Below are 16,566 nucleotides of genomic sequence, written 5' to 3' on the forward strand. Positions count from 1 at the left end.
TCAGCGCCCCCCGGCCGCGGCCTGGGCGAAGGGCCCGATCATGGCGCCGATGAAGCCGCCGGCCTTCTTCGTCGACAGGATGGTGCCATCGGCCCCGGTCAGGACAGGGCGCCAGTCCTGGCCCGGCCCGGCGACATGGAAGTCGTATTCCCCACCCCGCGCCGTGATGCGCAGCCGGTAGGGGCCGGCCGATGGCACCGCCAGCCCGGCCAGCAGCGTGCCGTCGGCGGGCCTGTCCTTGCCGTCGCGCAGGGCGACGCGGGCGACCGTGCCCTGGCCGTCGCGTTCGATGGTGAAGCGCAACCAGTACTCATCGCTCTGCACCGCCGCCAGCCCCGCGCGCTGGCCGGCGGCGTCGGGAGTGAAATGCAGTTCGGTTTCCAGCACGGCATTGTGATGCTGCTGGCGGCGGGCCCAGAAGGAGGGATTGCCATGGTCGGACAGGCCCACGGGCCGCAGGTCCAGCACCAGGAACCCATCCTTCAGCGCAGACCATTTCCCCTTGGGATTGCGCGCCATCATCCAATAGGGCGGCAGCGACGGGCCATCGAACCCGTCGCGCACCTGAAAGGCGCCGGAGGTCGGCACGGGCGGCGCCGGCTGGGCCGGCAGGTCGGGCCGGACATGGGTCAGGGGGATGGGCTGTCCCGGTTCGGTGATGCGCGGCCAGCCATCGACCCAGCGCACCGGCATCAAGAACGTCTCCCGCCCGGTATTGTAGAGATCATCGCCATAGGGGCGGATGGCCAGGAAGCTGGCCCACCAGTCGCCCTTGGGCGTCACCACGAAATCGGCATGGCCGGCCGAGGTGACGGGATAGGGCCGGGCCGGGTCCAGATCGCGCTGCGTCAGGATGGGATTGGCGGGATTGGGCGTGAAGGGACCGGTGGGCGAGGACCCGCGCAGCACCACCTGCGAATGGTTGATGGCCGTCCCACCCTCCGCACAGATCAGATAATAATAACCATCCTTCCGGAAGATATGCGGCCCTTCGATCCAGATCGGCTTCTTGGACAGATCGACCCCGCCATTGACCAGCACCGTGCGGGCGCCGATGGTCTTCATGGTTTTCAGATCGAATTCCTGCACCCAGATGGCGCGGTGGCCCTGGTACAGCGGCTCCCCCACCGGCGGGCCGTTATTCAGGATCCAGGTACGGCCATCGGTATCGAAGAAGATCGACGGGTCGATCCCGCCCTCCAGATCGGGCAGCCAGACGGGATCGGACCAGGGGCCCTTGGGATCCTTGGCGGTGATGATGAAATTGCCGCCGCAATCCACACAGGTGTTCAGGATGTAGAAGGTGCCGTCATGATAATCGATGGCGGGCGCGAACACGCCGCGCGACAGGCCCAGATCCTTGAAATCCAGCTGGCCTGGCCGGTCGATGGCATTGCCGATTTGCGTCCAGTTCACCAGGTCGCGCGAATGGAAGATCGGGATGCCGGGAAACCAGCTGAAGGTGGAATTGACCAGGTAATAATCATCCCCCACCCGCGTGATCGACGGATCGGGGTAATAGCCGGTCAGGATGGGGTTGCGATACTCCCCCGGCCCCGGCACGGCCACGGCGTCCGACGGGTCGGATCCCCGGTACTCCAGCCAGTCGAAGCGGGCCTGGACCTGTTCAGCGGCCGGTGCCGCGGATGCGGCCAGCAGCGCCACCAGCATTGCCAGGGCTGGAACGATGCGTCCCATATTATCCTCCCGTTTGATGGTTTGGTTGTTGGTCTTTCAACAGATTGCTTGGGGCACCGTCATTGCCACCTGCTTCCGCCGTCACCCCGGCGCAGGCCGGGGCCCATATGACAAGCGCTTCGCTCTACGAACTGGGCCCCGGCCTGCGCCGGGGTGACGGTAGAGAGTGCTGATACCCCTTGCAGCCCGAACTTCACCTACCGCCCCGCCTCCGCATAGGGACCGACCAGCACGCCCAGAAAGCCGCCGGCCCTGGCCGTGGACAGGATGGTGCCGTCGGCCCCGGTCAGCACCGGCACCCAGCCTTCCGGACCGCTGGAGACCAGAAAATCATAGGCCCCGCCGCGCGCCGTCACGCGCAGCTGGAGCGGGCCGGTGGCCGGCACCGGCAGGGTGGCCAGCACATGGCCGTCCTTGTCCTGCGTCGCCCCCGCCCGCACGGCCAGGCTGACCAGGCGGGTGCCGTCCCCGGCCCGCTCCACCGTCAGGCAGTACCAATGCTCGTCATTCTGGATCACCGCCAGACCGGCGCGCTCGCCGGGCCGGTCGGGGGTGAAGGTCAGCTCGGTGGTGAAGCGCGCCTCCATATGCTGCTGGCGCCGCGCCCAGAGCGCGGGATCGGCCCGGTCGCCCAGGCCCACCGGGCGGGGGGTGAGGGACAGCGCCCCACCCGCCAGCCGGTGCCAGTTGCCGCCCAGCCGGCGCGGGGTCATCCAGTACGGGGCCAGGTCCGGCCCGTCGAAATCATCGCGGATGCGCATCGGGCCGGTGGTGGGCAGCGCCGCCGGTTCGCCCGGCGTCAGGTGGGGCCGGGTCGCCTTGCGCGGGATGGGGCTGCCGGCATCCAGGATGCGGGGCCAGCCATCGACCCAGCGCACCGGCAGCAGGAACGTGTCCCGCCCGGTATTGAACATCTCGCCCCCGGCATAGGGGCGCACGGCCAGGAAGACGGCCCACCAGTCGCCATTGGGAAGCTGCACCAGATCGGCATGGCCCGCCGCCTCCACCGGATCGCTCCGGCCCGGCGACAGGTCGCGCTGCGTCAGGATCGGGTTGACGGGCCCGGCCTCATAGGGGCCGGTGGGCGACCGGGACCGCCAGATCATCTGGGCATGCAGGGGGCCGGTGCCCCCCTCCGCCGCCGTCAGATAGTACCAGCCATCCCTGGCATAGAGATGCGGGCCTTCGACATAGACGGGTTTGCTGGCGATATCGACGCCACCGCTGACAATCATCGTGCGCGGCCCGGTGGTGGTCAGGCGCTTGGGATCGAATTCCTGGATCCACAGGGCGCGGTGGCCCTCATACAACTCCTTGCCCCCGGCCGGCAGGTCATTATTGACGATCCAGGCCCGGCCATCCTTGTCGAAGAACAGGGACGGGTCGATGCCATGGCCCAGATCCTTCAGCCAGACGGGGTCACTCCACGGGCCTTTGGGGTCGCGCGCGGTGATGACGTAATTGCCGCCGCAATAAAAGCAGGTATTGACGATGTAGAACAGGCCGTCATGGTGGCTGATGGACGGCGCGAACAGGCCACCGGTCAACCCACCTTGGCCAAAATCCACCATGCCCGGCCGGTCGATGGCGTTGGAGATTTGCGTCCAGTTGACCAGATCGCGGGAATGGAAGACCGGCAGGCCCGGCAGCCAGCCGAAGCTGGAATTGACCAGATAGAAATCATCCCCGACCCGCGTCACCGATGGATCGGGATAGAAGCCGGCCAGGATGGGATTGCGGTATTTGCCGGGCTCCAGGATGACCTTGGCGTCGATCGGATCGGCCCCCTGATACTCAAACCAGTCGAACCGCGCCTCAGCGCCATATCCGGTGTCGGATAATCCCAACACCAGCGCAAGCGCAAGCATTGGCGCCCAACATCCCCTGACCATGTTCCCCCCAACGCCATCCGTTTCGGATTGTTAGCGTTATCATGAGGAAACAGGGTGGACCTGTCCAGGGGTTTGACAGGGTTGTCAGGGGGCTGCCCCCTCGCTCGCGAGAACTCGGGGAAGTCTGGGCTGTGAGGGTTCCAGTAATTTCTACCGTCACCCCGGCGCAAGCCGGGTCCAGAATAACGAGCGCTTTGCTCTACGAACTGGGCCCCGGCTTGCGCCGGGGTGACGGTAGAGAGAACGGGAATGAAGGTGCCCAGGAACCCTCTCCCCCTTCACGCGGGAGAGGGCGAGGAAATACTATTTCCGCTCCGCCGCACTCACATCCCGCGCGGCGCGGAACTCGCTGTCCTGGCTCCAGTTGGGCCAGTCGCGGCCGTCGGCCAGGCGGCGGCCCAGGCCGTAGAGCAGGCCCATGTCCAGCTTGGCCCCTTCCAGGTTCCAGTCCGCCGACCATTCATCATCGGGCTGGTGGTACTTGTCCTTGACATAGGCATCGCGCCAGGCCTTGCCGGCCGTCACACCGCCATTGACCAGATCGATGCCGCCACCGAAGGAAATGGCGGGCACGCCGACCTTGGCCATGGGGAAATGGTCGGAGCGGAAGAAGCCGCCGGCCTCCACCCGCGGATCGGGCGTATAGGTGCGGCCGACCTTCCGGCCCTCCTCGATCAGCAGGTCGAGCAGGCCCAGCTTGGCCGTGCCGGAGATGGTGAAATCCTTGGCGGGACCCGGTCCGATGGTGCCGTCCATGTTCAGCACGCCCACCGTCTTGGCCAGCGGCCAGACCGGGTTGCTGGCATAATAGGTGGAACCCAGCAGGCCCTTTTCCTCCGCCGTCACCGCCAGGAACAGGACGGAACGTTCGGTCGGACCGGCCGCCTTGAAGGCGCGGCCCAGCTCCAGCAGGGTGGCGATGCCCGAGGCATTGTCCAGGGCGCCGTTGAAGATATTGTCGCCATTGGCGTCGGGTTCACCCACGCCGATATGGTCCCAATGCGCGGTATAGGCCAATGTCTCATCCGGGTACTTGGACCCGGTGATGCGGCCCAGCACGTTCTTGGAGGTGATGATCTGGGTCTTCACCTTGTAATCGGCCGACAGGGTGGCCTTCAGGGGCACCGGCTGGAAATCATCCTTGCGCGCGGCTTCCCGCAGCGTGTCGAAATCCAGGCCGGCGGCCTTGAACAGGTCGACGGCGACGTCGCGCTGGATCCAGCTTTCGAACGCGGTATGGGCCGATTTGGGATCGGTGCGCACGATGTCGAACATCGTGTTGGGGTTGGAACTGGCCACCGTCGCCCAGCCATAGGAGGCGGGTGCGCTCTCATGCACGATCAGGACGCCGGCAGCACCCAGGCGGGCCGCCTCCTCGTACTTGTAGGTCCAGCGGCCGTAATAGGTCATGGCCTTGCCGCCGAACTTACCCTCCGGCCCCTCGAAATCCGGATCGTTGATCAGGACGACCAGGATCTTGCCCTTCACATCCTGGCCCTTGAAATCGTCCCAGCCGCGTTCCGGCGCCTTGATGCCATAGCCGACAAAAACCAGCGGCGCATCCTTGATCGTCACGCTGTCCTGGCCCGTCAGGGCGGCGCGCACCGCGATCTCCTTGGCCTGGGTCAGGGCATGGGCCTTGCCGCCATAGCTCAGCGACAGGCTGGGCTTGCCCACGATGTCGGACATGCGCAGCGGCACATCCTGGGTCCAACCGCGCTTGCCATCGGGACCGATGGTGCCGCCCGGCTCCAGCCCGGCCGCCTTCATCTTGTCGATCAGGAAGGCGAGGGTCTTGGTTTCCCCCACGGTCGCGGGCCCGCGGCCCTGGAAATCATCGGCCGACAGCACGCGGATATCGTCGGATACGCGCTTCATGTCGAACTGCGGTTCGGCCGCGAAGGCCAGGGTGGAAGCAAGGGCCGCTGTGGCCAGCAATAGGTACTTCATGTCCGGTTGAAGCTCCCTGGATAACGTATACGATCCATAACAGAGACCGGAAACCTTACCAACTGCTTAAGCGCCGGTGCCGAAATCTGCGGCAACCAGGGACCGGCGGTCAGCTCAGCCCTCTGCCACCGCCGCGCGCGGGGTCCGCACGCGCAGCCGCTCCTCCTCCACAATCACCTCGGCCAGGGCGGGCACCCATTTTTTCAGGTTTTCCTTGGCGGTGGCGGCGGGCGGCAGGGTCATGCCCAGCTGTTCGGCACGCTTGGCCCATTCCATGCGCTTGGAAACTTCCGTGCCTTCCAGGAAACGCAGGGCGGCATCGGCCTTGGCGGCGAACAGCCCATCCTCGCGCGCCGCCAGGCGTTCGCCCCGGCGCTGGGTCTTGGGCTTGGCCATCTCCTTGGCGGCGCGCTCCACATCCTCGGCCGTCTTGCGGTGGATGCGGAAGACGCAGCCGACGACGCGCCCGCCGCCGCGCCCGCCGCCCTGGCGGATCTCATGCAGGGTGGCCATGAACTCCCCCAGCCGGCCGATCTCCTCCAGCGCCGGGTCGAGCGCGTATTTGCGCAGGTCCTTCCAGTCCTTCAGCTTGTCCATGCAGCCCAGGATGCCCCGCAGCTCATCCACCTTGGTCTGCCAATAGGGCTCGGCGGCGTTGCGGTCGGAATAGCGCTTCAGCACCTCATAGAGCGTCAGCGCATATTTGCTCTCAAACTCATAGATGATGCGCAGCGACAGATAGGAATATAGCGCCGGCTCGCGCAGGCGTTCGGACACCCAATTATGGAAGGTGTAGGTCAGGGTCCCGCCCTCGATCCGGCAGGGGCCCAGCAATTGCGAGCTTTCCCAGCCGGCGGTACCATCGGAGCGCAGATAGTTGAACTGGCACAGCACCTTCTGCAAAGTTTCGATGCTGGCCTTCAGGCGGGTATTGTTGACATCGGCCGTGCCGTCGCGCACCTCCGCCGCGAACCGGCGGATGGAGGCCAGCTCGATCGAATGGCTTTCCACCTTGCCCAGGCTTTCGTATGCATGGGCCAGCAGATGGTTGAACAGGCGGCGGTCAGCCAGCGTCAGGTCGGCATCGGCCTTGATCTCCACCGCCCCCGTGGCCTTCACCAGGGTGAGGGGGGTCTTGCGGGGCGCCGGGCCGGGGCTGGGTGGTTTCGCTGCCATGGGGGGAGTGTAGGTCGGAGGTTGGGGGCCGGCAACTCCGAATTCCCCCGCCCCACCCTGGCCAAAACTCCGGTTCGGCTCTGGCCAAAACTCCGGTTCGGGGCTGGCGAAACCTCCCCGAAGGGCTGGCGAAACCTCCGGAAAGGGGGTCGCAAGCGGTTGGAATGATTGGGGGATTCGGGCCTTAGGAATCTTACTAGGAATCTTAGGAACTTCAGGAAAGGCTGGGAATTCAAGGGATTCGGAGATTTCGCCAGGGGAGACGATGGCCGGAATTCCCACCGGCAGCGGCGCGCATTCGGAGATTTCGCCAGGGTTCAGGTACCCGTGCTGGGCATTATAGGGCCGGATGGCCCCCCGCCGCCACCTTCCCTTCACGAATCGGAGCGTGGCATATTCCTGCCATTCGGAGATTTTGCCAGGACGCCGGGTGGCCAGCAGCGCCGCATGTGCAACATCGTGCAACACATCATTCATGGTGTTTCACCCCATTCGGAGTTTTGGCCAGCCTGAGCCGACTCCAAGCAAATCCGCGGGTCTCAGAGGCAACGATTCGGAGTTGGGGCCAGGGGGTGGCCCATTCGGAGTTTTTGCCAGGAGGAGGGATTCGGAGATTTGGCCAGGGGTGGTTGGACTGCGTCACATCCTTTGATCTGCTGCGGGCCATAGGAATGTGGGCTCCAGAAGGCTTAACTATGGAATTAAATCCTACAGTCATTCCAGGCCAATTTCAACCTGAGATCAATGGCTGCTTCAAACCATGGTCCGTCAGGTTTAATTTGAAACCCTTCCCCGTCATCCCGGCGCAAGCCGGGACCCAGGACCAAGCGCTCGACCTGTCAGCAGCGTTGATCGACGCAGCGTATAAGTCTGATCCTGTGGCCCCTCGGTCCCGGCTTTCGCCGGGATGACGATGGAGAGAGGGATATCAAGGCCATCAAACATCTATCGTAGCGCCCATGGGCGACAAGCCGGGATGACGGGGGAACGGGGGGACGGGTGTCTCAGGGGGAATTGGACGAATTATGATCGCGGGTTAAGGACTTGACCTCACGGCCCACTTCATCGGGATGCAACCTGTAGCCATCGAACCGCTCATAAAGCGGCGACAGGAACGCGCCTACAGCAGCCGGCAGGTCGGCCCGGATACCGACCGCATCCGTCTGTATGCGCAGATCGGCGCTGTCAGCCTGTGAACGCGGCGCGCCGATCCGTTCCCGCAGGCCCGGATCGGAGAAGGAGGTCAGTTCCCGGCGAGCAAGGCCCCGGTAACGGGCCTGGATCGTGATCGGTGCGCTGTGGCCCGCCAGCAATTCGGCGAGATTGGCGGCGTGCAGCAGAACCAGGATCGCCCACTGGATGGGCTGTGTCGCATCGAAGAAGGTGCCGGGGTTCCTAACGCTGGGACCATCTTCCTCGAACGCCCGGCGCAGATAAGCGCTTCCCGCCGCTGACAGGCGCCAGAAATCAGTGTCCGCCGGATCGGCCGTCCGATCCAAGGCGTCGGGACGGCCCAGCCAGCATTCGATCATGCCGTCATCGGCAATGTAGGGGCGCAGATCCTCGCGGGTGGGCACCCAGAAGGGGCGCCATCTCAATTGCAGGCGGCGCATATCGACCACGGGCACAATGCCCCGCAATGCGCCTAGCAAATCCCGGGCATTCAGCGTGCGTGTGCCATCCGCGACCCGATAATCCACCTCACATCCCCCCAGCGGATGCCGGGCGGGGTCGTCTGCCGGCAGCGGGGCGATCAAATCCTGCCAGCGGGCCCGTGCCGCCGCAACGAAGGCGGCGTGGCTGCCGGGGGCCGGGCCTTCCAGCAGCAGCCCCACCACCTTCAGGATGGAGAGCGCCCGGCCCAGCGACAGGGTGGTCTCTCCCTTGTCGAAGGCGATGATCACCGGCTTGCTGACACCGGCCAGGTCGGCATGGGCCTGCTGGGTCAGGCCTTCGGCCTTGCGGCGGCGCAGGGCCTCGGCCACCAGTTGCGGCCAGTCGAGGGGCTGGATCATGGGGTCACCCGGGTGCAGGCGGCGTGGACGATGGCGGCATAGAGGTGGACGAAGCCGTCGGCCCCCTCCCCCGCCGGCGGAACCAGTCTCGGGCTGGCGGCGGTGCTTGTGGCCAGGTCGCGCAGCGCCCGGCGGGCGGCGCGGTCCGGCAAGCCGATGGCGGCGGCGAAATCCAGCAGCAGGGCGGCGTCGATCCGGTCGAGGTCGCGATGGTCGCCGCGCAGGGACAGGGCCGTCTGCCGGCTGAAATCACCGCCATAGACCAGGGTGTTCAGCAGGTCATAGGCGGGGGACAGGCGCATGCCCGCCGGTGTTTCCAGCAGGGAGAAATTCTTCAGATGCGCATCGGCATTGCCGATCAGCACCGACAGCACCAATTGCCGGAAGAAGCGGTCGAGGTCGATCAGGGGCCGGACGGAATGGCGGCTGATGGCGTCGGCCACCGCCTCGTAACTGCCGACATATTTGCCGCGATGGTCGTTGCCGCGCGCCCGCGCCAGGATCTGGGCGAAATCCTCCATCCGCCGCTTGGCCCCGTCCGCCGCCCGGTCGAAACGGGTGACGATCAGGGAGGGTTCGTCGAACCCCTCCACGAAGCCAAGGCGGAAGCCCGTCACCTGATCGCGGCCCAGGATGTCGGCGGCCACAGACAGGGACAGGACCTCGTTACACACGAGGCTGTCATGGGTCCGGTCGTTGAACTTGGCGATATGGGTGGCCGGGCTGTCGGCCGTGGCGGGGTGGAACCGCCCCCCTTCCTTATAGGCCAGCAGCTTGCGCTGTGCCCCGCTGACCGTGCGGCCGGGCGGGACATCGTCGGGCCAGGACACCTGGGCTGCCAACGGGTCCATCGGGTCCAGCGGCAGGACCGACACCGCCCCGATGCAATCGCCGCCATAGCGCAGCAGCAGGCCCAGATCATCCTGATCCTCGATCCGGCCGGCACGGGCCTGACGTTCCCGCAACCAGCCCTCCGCCCCCAGATGCTGGAAAAACGGATGCAGGCCGGCGGGCCAGTCAAAGGCGCCGGACGACACCGGCAGGCAGCAGCCGATATCCTGTGTCCAGCCGGGATCATAGATAAACTGGCTGCCCCCCGCCGCCGTTTCCCGCAGCAGGCCGGCCCTTTGCCCCTTGAACAGAACCTGTGCCGTGCGCAACCGACCCTCCGCTGTGGTCAGGAATATGTTACGTGTGGCCGATAATAGCCGAAATCAGCGTGGTCTGGTAAGGTATATGGTGCTGTTTGGGCGCTGTTTTGCGTCTTGGTCATTTATAGATAACTAGAATACAAAATCTGACTTTATGGTCATTAATAAATGACATTAGTGCCCATCTCACCAACAGGAAGGCGGAATGGTAAGCAGGAGTTGACCGACACCCGTCACCGGCGCCCGTGAGAACGGGTTGTTGCCGGGGTGGCTGACCGGCAGGTGAACAGGCAATTGTCCCCGGACAATCTGCCCGTTCCGCAACGGGGGCATTTCCGCCATGATCGGCCCGATGCTTGGCCGGGCGGGTTTGCATGCCCAGCTATTCCAGCATGATGCGGGCGGGTCCCCCCGCCGGACCCTTTGACGAAGGTGTGAGATGGTTGCCGATATGCTGCGCCCGCCGGGGCTTTCCGATGCCGATCTGCTGCGCGACAAGGGATTGATCGGTGGGGTCTGGACAGGGGCCGACAGTGGCGAGAGCTTCCCTGTGAAGAACCCGGCCACCGGTGAGGTGCTGGCGCATGTGCCGAAGATGGGGGCGGCGGAGACCGGCCGCGCCATCCTGGCCGCCAATGGCGCCCTGCCCGCCTGGCGCGCGAAGACGGCCAAGGAACGCGCCGTGCTGCTGATGCGCTGGAACGACCTGATGCTGGAGGCTGCCGATGATCTGGCCCTGCTGCTGACCCTGGAACAGGGCAAGTCGCTGGCGGAAGCGAAAGGCGAGATCACCTATGGCGCCAGCTTCATCAGCTGGTTTGCCGAGGAAGGGCGCCGCGCCTATGGCGACGTGATCCCCACGCACAAGGCGGGGTCACGCCTGTTCGCCATCAAGCAGGCGGTCGGCGTGGTCGGCGCCATCACGCCCTGGAACTTCCCCAATGCCATGATCACCCGCAAGCTGGGCCCGGCTTTGGCGGCGGGCTGTACGGTGGTGCTGAAGCCGGCGGAGGCCACGCCGCTGTCGGCCCTGGCGCTGGCCGTGCTGGCGGAGCGCGCGGGCATCCCGGCCGGCGTGATCAATATCGTCACCGGTGACCCGGTTGCCATCGGCGGGGCGCTGACCGCCTCGCCCATCGTGCGGAAGATCAGTTTCACCGGATCGACCCGCGTCGGAAGGCTGCTGATGGCGCAGAGTGCGGAGACGGTGAAGCGCCTGTCACTGGAACTGGGCGGCAACGCGCCCTTCATCGTGTTCGATGATGCCGACCTGGAGCCGGCGGTTTCCGGGGCCATGGCGTCCAAATACCGCAATTCCGGCCAGACCTGCGTCTGCGCCAACCGCGTGTTCGTGGAAGATGGCATCCATGACGCGTTCGTGGCGCGGCTGGTGACCGAGGTTGAAAAGCTGAAGGTCGGCAAGGGCACGGACAAGGGTGTCACCCAGGGCCCGCTGATCAACCTGGCCGCCGTGGAGAAGGTGGAGGAGCTGGTGGCCGACGCCCTGGAAAAGGGTGCGGTGCTGGTCACCGGCGGCAAGCGCCACGCGCTGGGCGGCTGTTTCTATGAGCCCACGGTGCTGACCGGCATCACCGGCGAGATGCGCATCGCGCATGAGGAGATTTTCGGGCCGGTGGCCGCCATCCAGCGCTTCCAGGGTGAAGACGAGGTGCTGCGGCTGGCCAATGATACCGAGTTCGGCCTGGCGGCGTATTTCTACAGCCGCGACATGGGCCGCATCTGGCGGGTCGCGGAAGGGCTGGAGAGCGGCATGGTCGGCGTGAATGAGGGGCTGATCTCCACCGAAGTGGCGCCGTTCGGCGGCGTGAAACAGTCGGGATTGGGGCGCGAGGGGTCCAGCATCGGGTTGGATGAGTATCTGGAGGTCAAGTATATCTCGATGGCGGTGGGGGGCTGAGGTCCCCCCTGCCCCTGCCGACCACCGTTAAAATCAAATGGCCTGCCCATGGCGACATGGGCAGGCCATTTTTTATTTTATATCAATGGTTTGACAGGATCCGGTCGATCTCTTGGCGCAGCCGTTCCAGTTGCTGGCGCTGCGGCTTGCTGAGCGGCTGGGGAGCGGCGGCAAAGCGGGTGACCAGCGGTTCCAGGCGGGCCACGGCGCCCGACAGGGCTTTGGCGCTGGGGGCGGCATCCTGGGCTTGTGTCGGGGCGGGGGCGGTCCCCTGCCCTGCCCGCGCCTCGCGCAGCGTCTTGACCGACGCCCCGCGGCGCAGCAGGGAGAGCAGGTGCTCGCGCTCCCCCTCCCCCGCCGCCAGGGCCAACTCGACCATGGCGTTGCGCGACAGGTGCAACGTTGCACATTCGGCCAGGACGGGTTCCGGCAGGCTCAGCAGTTTCAGCACCCGGTTGACCTGGGTCCGGCTCCAGCCAAGCGCGCCGGCCGCCGCCTCCTGCGTATAGGCGTGGCGTTCCATAAGGGCCTGGATGCCGGCCGCCTCCTCCAGCGGGGACAGGTCCACGCGCTGGAGATTCTCCACCAGGGCGATTTCCTCGGCATGGCCATTGCTGACGATGGCATGGATGGTGGGGCGGCCCAGCAGGCCGACGGCACGCCAGCGCCGCTCCCCGGCAACGATCTCATACTCGCCCCGCCGGTCGGCCATGGCGCGGACCAGGATGGGCTGCAACAGGCCCTGCTTGTCGATGCTGTCGGCCAGCTGGCGCAGCGCATCCTCATCGAAATGGCGGCGCGGCTGGTCGGATCGCGGGTGGACATGGGTCCGCTCCACCTCGATCAGGCGGGGAAAATCGCGCGAGATCAGGGAGCCGTCGCCCCGCGCGGCGACATCATCCATGGCCCGGCCAAAGGCGGACTTACCCTTCTGCAGCTTCACCGGCGATCTCCCTTGCCAAATGCAGATAGGCCTGGACCGGATGGTCGGCCGGCAGCGCCTCGACGGCGATGACATTGTTATAGGCGGCCTGGTTGATGCCCGTGCTCATCTTGATGGGCGCGAAGACGCGGCCCAGGTCGGACTGGCCGGTGAAGCGTGTCTTCAGGTCGGCCAGCACCTCGCGGTCCACCGTCTGCCGGTCGGTATACATGGTGGGCAGCACACCCAGCACCGTCAGATCATGGTTGGTGAAGCGCCGCACGCGGCCGATGGTCTTCAGCAGCAAGGGAATGCCCAGCAGATCGACCGGCCGGGTGGCCACGGGGATCAGCACATGGTCGGCGGCGTTCAACGCATTGATGGTCATGCTGCCCAGGTTGGGCGGCGTGTCGATCAGGATCCAGTCATAATCGCCCGTCACCTCCGCCAACGCCGCCTTCAGCCTTGTTTCGCGGCCGACCAGGCCGGCGGCACTGTCAAACTCCGCCAGGGCCACGCCCGACGGCAGCACATCGAAGCTTTTCAGATGGATGATGGTGTCGGCCACCGGCCGGTCATCGACCAGCACGGCATGCAAGGTGGCGCCCTTCTCCTCCAGCTCGATAATGTCACAGCCGACCATGGCGGTGGCACTGGCCTGCGGATCGGCATCGACCAGCAGCACGCGGTATCCCAGCCGCCCGAAGCAGGCCGCCAGATTGACCGCCGTCGCCGACTTGCCCACCCCGCCCTTCTGGTTGGAACAGGCAATCACCCGTGCCTGCCCCGGCCGCGCGCCGACACCGATCAGCCGCAGCACGGCATCGGGCACGGGTTCCTTGCCGCCTTCCCAGCGGCTGACCCGCGCCTTGTCATAGGACCGGCCCAACGCCTCGTTCAGATGCCGGGCACAGGCTTCCTGCGTCAGCTCCTTGCGCTTGCGAAACGCCTTCAGGGCATCGCCGGTCATGGGGGTCTTCCTCTTGCTGCCAACGGTGGGCAGTAAGGGGCAGGGGTGGGGGAGTTGTCAACAAGGTTGACGGTGGGGTGTCAACTTTTGCGGGGTGTCGGATGAGGAGGGGAGGGGGGGCGGTGTGCAACGTTGCACGGGGTTGCCGGGTCCCCGTCAATGTGCAGGGTGGTGACGTTCACATCCATTGGCGTATCCATTTCGGGATGGGGCGCCCCCCGTGCAACGTTGCACACCCCACCCCGGCGGCCCCCTCACCCAAACGGCTTCTCAATCGACACCGACGGCTGCGTGAACCATGCCGCTCCCTCTTCGGTGATGTACATATGATCCTCCAGCCGCACGCCAAACGCGCCGGGGATGACGATCATCGGTTCGTTGGAGAAGCACATGCCCGGCGCTAGCACCGTCTTGTCGCCGCGGACCAGATAGGGGCCTTCATGGATCTGCAAACCGATGCCGTGGCCGGTGCGGTGGGGCAGGCCGGGGAGTTTGTAGTCGGGGCCCAGGCCGTAGCGTTCCAGGACCAGGCGGGCGGCGTCATCCACGCTTTCGCAGGTGCAGCCGGGGCGGGCGGCGGCAAAGGCGGCGGCCTGGGCCTCGTGTTCGATGGCCCAGATGCGGCGATGCTCCGCCGTGGGCTCCCCATAGACATAGGTGCGGGTGATGTCGGAATGGTAGCCGGACATCTGACAGCCGGTATCGATCAGCACGATGTCGCCCTCGGCCAGTTGCTGATCACCGGGCAGCCCGTGCGGGAAGGATGTCGCCAGCCCGAACTGCACCGCGCAGAAGGTGGAGCCATTGTCGGCCCCCACGGCGCGGTGGGCCTGGTCGATGAAGCGCTTGACCTCGCTGGCCCGGATGCCGGGGTGCAGGATCGCGGCGGCGCGGCGGTGGATGTCCAGCGTCTTGGCCTTGGCATAGGACAGCAAAGCCAGCTCGGTGGCCGATTTGCGGGCGCGACAGCCATCGATGACCGGCGTGGCATCCACCATTTTCAAGGTCGGGGCGGCGGCGCGCAGGTGGCTGTAGAGCCGAAAGGGGGCGGCGGGGTCCAGCGCCAAGGTCTCATACCCCGCCACGGCAGAGGCCAGCAGCTCCGCCGGGTTCTCATCCTCCTCCCACAGCAGGATGTCGGCATCGATGGAGAGCACTTCGCGCAGCGACCCCAGCTCAAACGCCGGACAGATCATGGCGGGCCGGCGGCCGCGGCGCAGCAGCAGGGCCACCAGCCGTTCGGTGGCATTCCAGGGCACGCCGGTGAAGTAACGCAGGCTGGCCCCGGCCCCGATCAGCAGGGTGCCGGCGCCCAGGTCGGCGGCTAGGCGGGCGGCCTTTTCCAGGCGCGCGGCATGTTCGCCCGGCTGGATGGCGGGCGGGCGGGTGCTTGCATGGTCGATGGCGGCAAGGGAAGCCAGTTCGGCCGCTGCCGTCGATCCGCCGATGCTCATGGTGCGCACCTCCAAAGGGGGTTGAAGGGCGGCGTGTCCAGCGCCGCCCTTATTGGACGCAAAGCATAAAGGGGAAGGGGAGGCTTGTGCAGCCCATCCGATAGTGGCAATCCCGCGTTGCGTCGCAGATCGTATACCATATAATGCGTGCGCGTGGAAAGGGAGCGCTGTGATGGGCGGGATGCTGGTGGTCGGGGGGGGCGTGCTGGGCTTTTGCACCGCCCTGGCGCTGCAGGATCGCGGGCTTGCCGTCACGCTGCTGGATGAAGGGCCGGCGGTGAAGCCCGCCTCCTGGGGTAATGCCGGGCATATCGCGGTGGAACAGGTGGAACCGCTGGCCAGCCCCGCCACGTTGCGCGGCGTGCCGGCGCGGCTGCTGGCGCGGGACGATGCGCTGTCGCTGCCGCTGCGCGATATCGGGCACTGGCTGCCCTTTGCGGTGCGCCTGGCGCTGGCGTCGCGGCCGGACCGGTTCGCGGCCGGCAAGGCGGCCCTGAAAGGGTTGATGGCGGGGGCCATGCCGGCCTGGGAACGGCTGGTGGCGGGGCTGGAGCGGCCGGACCTGCTGATCCGCGACGGGCATTATGTGATCTGGGACAGCGCCGACAGTGCGGCGCGCGGCCGGCGCCGGCTGGACGCGGGCGACCATGGCACGGCGCGCGTGCGGGCGCTGGAGCCGGGGGAGGGGGCGGCATTGGCCGCCTTGCTGGGATGGGCGCCGGCCGGCGCGGTACGCTTTCTGGGCAGCGGGCATATTGCGGGGCATGACCTGCTGTTCGATGCCATGCGCGGGCGGTTCCTGGGGCGCGGCGGGGTACTGCTGCGCGGGCGGGCGTTGGGCCTGCCGGTGGCGGGCGGGCGGGCCCGGCTGGCGCTGGCCGGCGGTGGGGAATTGACGGCCGACGGCATCGTCGTGGCGGCGGGCGTGGGGGCCAAGGCGCTGATGGAAAGCGTTGGGCACACTGTGCCGATGATCGCGGAGCGGGGCTATCACCTGCAGGCGCCGGTGGGGGACTGGCCGGCCGGCCTGCCGCCGCTGGTGTTCGAGGATCGGGCCCTGATCGTGACGCGGTTTCGCGATTATCTGCGCGCCTCCAGCTTCGTGGAGTTCAGCCATCCCGACAGCCCGCCGGATGCGGGCAAGTGGGAACGGCTGCGCGGCCGCATCCGGGCGCTGGGCCTGCCCTTTGCCCTGCCGGGGGCAGAATGGGTCGGGTCCCGCCCGACCCTGCCCGATTATCTGCCGGCCATCGGCCGGTCGACCATGGCCGCCAACCTGTTCTATGCCTTCGGGCACCAGCATCTGGGCCTGACCCTGGGACCGGTGACGGCGGAAATCGTGGCCGGGCTGGCGGTGGGGCAGGGCAGGGGGCCGGCGCCCTTCGCGGTGGAGCGGTTCGGGGTGTAGGGCGGGGACGTC

Annotated in this window: 11 protein-coding genes; 2 read left to right on the forward strand and 9 right to left on the reverse strand. The window is 66.6% G+C overall.

Features of this window, described 5'->3' with window-relative positions; all coding sequences use genetic code 11:
• The 6 genes from AC1Q7F_RS25590 to AC1Q7F_RS25615 form a co-directional block, all read right to left on the reverse strand.
• On the reverse strand, window positions 1-1,698 hold the full coding sequence (locus AC1Q7F_RS25590) for a glycoside hydrolase family 43 protein (RefSeq protein ID WP_492511380.1): 1,698 nt from the start codon (window positions 1,696-1,698) through the stop codon (window positions 1-3).
• A 197-nt stretch (window positions 1,699-1,895) separates the two neighbouring features.
• Complete coding sequence (locus tag AC1Q7F_RS25595; protein WP_492511381.1) at window positions 1,896-3,566, reverse strand: glycoside hydrolase family 43 protein; 1,671 nt, start codon at window positions 3,564-3,566, stop codon at window positions 1,896-1,898.
• A gap of 327 nt (window positions 3,567-3,893) precedes the next feature.
• Window positions 3,894-5,540 carry a M28 family metallopeptidase gene (locus AC1Q7F_RS25600; RefSeq protein WP_492511382.1) on the reverse strand — a complete coding sequence of 549 codons (1,647 nt, stop codon included), beginning with the start codon at window positions 5,538-5,540 and terminating at the stop codon, window positions 3,894-3,896.
• A 114-nt stretch (window positions 5,541-5,654) separates the two neighbouring features.
• Window positions 5,655-6,716, reverse strand: coding sequence for a replication initiation protein (locus tag AC1Q7F_RS25605; RefSeq protein ID WP_492511383.1), 1,062 nt, complete (start codon window positions 6,714-6,716; stop codon window positions 5,655-5,657).
• Between the two features lie 1,004 nt (window positions 6,717-7,720).
• Window positions 7,721-8,731, reverse strand: a complete 1,011-nt coding sequence (locus AC1Q7F_RS25610; RefSeq protein WP_492511384.1) for a helix-turn-helix domain-containing protein — start codon at window positions 8,729-8,731, stop codon at window positions 7,721-7,723.
• Entirely contained in the window at window positions 8,728-9,891 is a 1,164-nt protein-coding gene (locus AC1Q7F_RS25615; protein ID WP_492511385.1) for a type II toxin-antitoxin system HipA family toxin, read from the reverse strand. The genes AC1Q7F_RS25610 and AC1Q7F_RS25615 overlap by 4 nt, the downstream gene beginning before the upstream one ends.
• Before the next feature lie 430 nt (window positions 9,892-10,321).
• Here AC1Q7F_RS25615 and AC1Q7F_RS25620 point away from each other — a divergent pair, with 430 nt between their 5' ends.
• Complete coding sequence (locus AC1Q7F_RS25620) at window positions 10,322-11,800, forward strand: NAD-dependent succinate-semialdehyde dehydrogenase (RefSeq protein ID WP_492511386.1); 1,479 nt, start codon at window positions 10,322-10,324, stop codon at window positions 11,798-11,800.
• 82 nt (window positions 11,801-11,882) lie between these two features.
• Here the strand turns inward: AC1Q7F_RS25620 and AC1Q7F_RS25625 are convergent, their stop codons facing one another.
• The 3 genes from AC1Q7F_RS25625 to AC1Q7F_RS25635 all read right to left on the reverse strand — a co-directional run bounded on the left by AC1Q7F_RS25625 (window position 11,883) and on the right by AC1Q7F_RS25635 (window position 15,146).
• Window positions 11,883-12,743 carry a ParB/RepB/Spo0J family partition protein gene (locus AC1Q7F_RS25625; RefSeq protein WP_492511387.1) on the reverse strand — a complete coding sequence of 287 codons (861 nt, stop codon included), beginning with the start codon at window positions 12,741-12,743 and terminating at the stop codon, window positions 11,883-11,885.
• Window positions 12,724-13,692, reverse strand: a complete 969-nt coding sequence (locus AC1Q7F_RS25630) for an AAA family ATPase (protein WP_492511388.1) — start codon at window positions 13,690-13,692, stop codon at window positions 12,724-12,726. The genes AC1Q7F_RS25625 and AC1Q7F_RS25630 overlap by 20 nt, the downstream gene beginning before the upstream one ends.
• A 254-nt stretch (window positions 13,693-13,946) precedes the next feature.
• A complete protein-coding gene (locus tag AC1Q7F_RS25635) occupies window positions 13,947-15,146 on the reverse strand; it encodes a M24 family metallopeptidase (RefSeq protein ID WP_492511389.1) in 1,200 nt (399 codons plus the stop codon).
• Window positions 15,147-15,318: 172 nt separating this feature from the next.
• On the opposite strand from AC1Q7F_RS25635, the gene AC1Q7F_RS25640 reads away from it, so the two are divergent.
• Entirely contained in the window at window positions 15,319-16,554 is a 1,236-nt protein-coding gene (locus tag AC1Q7F_RS25640; RefSeq protein WP_492511390.1) for an NAD(P)/FAD-dependent oxidoreductase, read from the forward strand.
• Window positions 16,555-16,566 lie beyond the last annotated feature (12 nt).

The sequence above is a fragment of the Niveispirillum sp. GW835-FHT14G11 genome, from assembly GCF_058793615.1.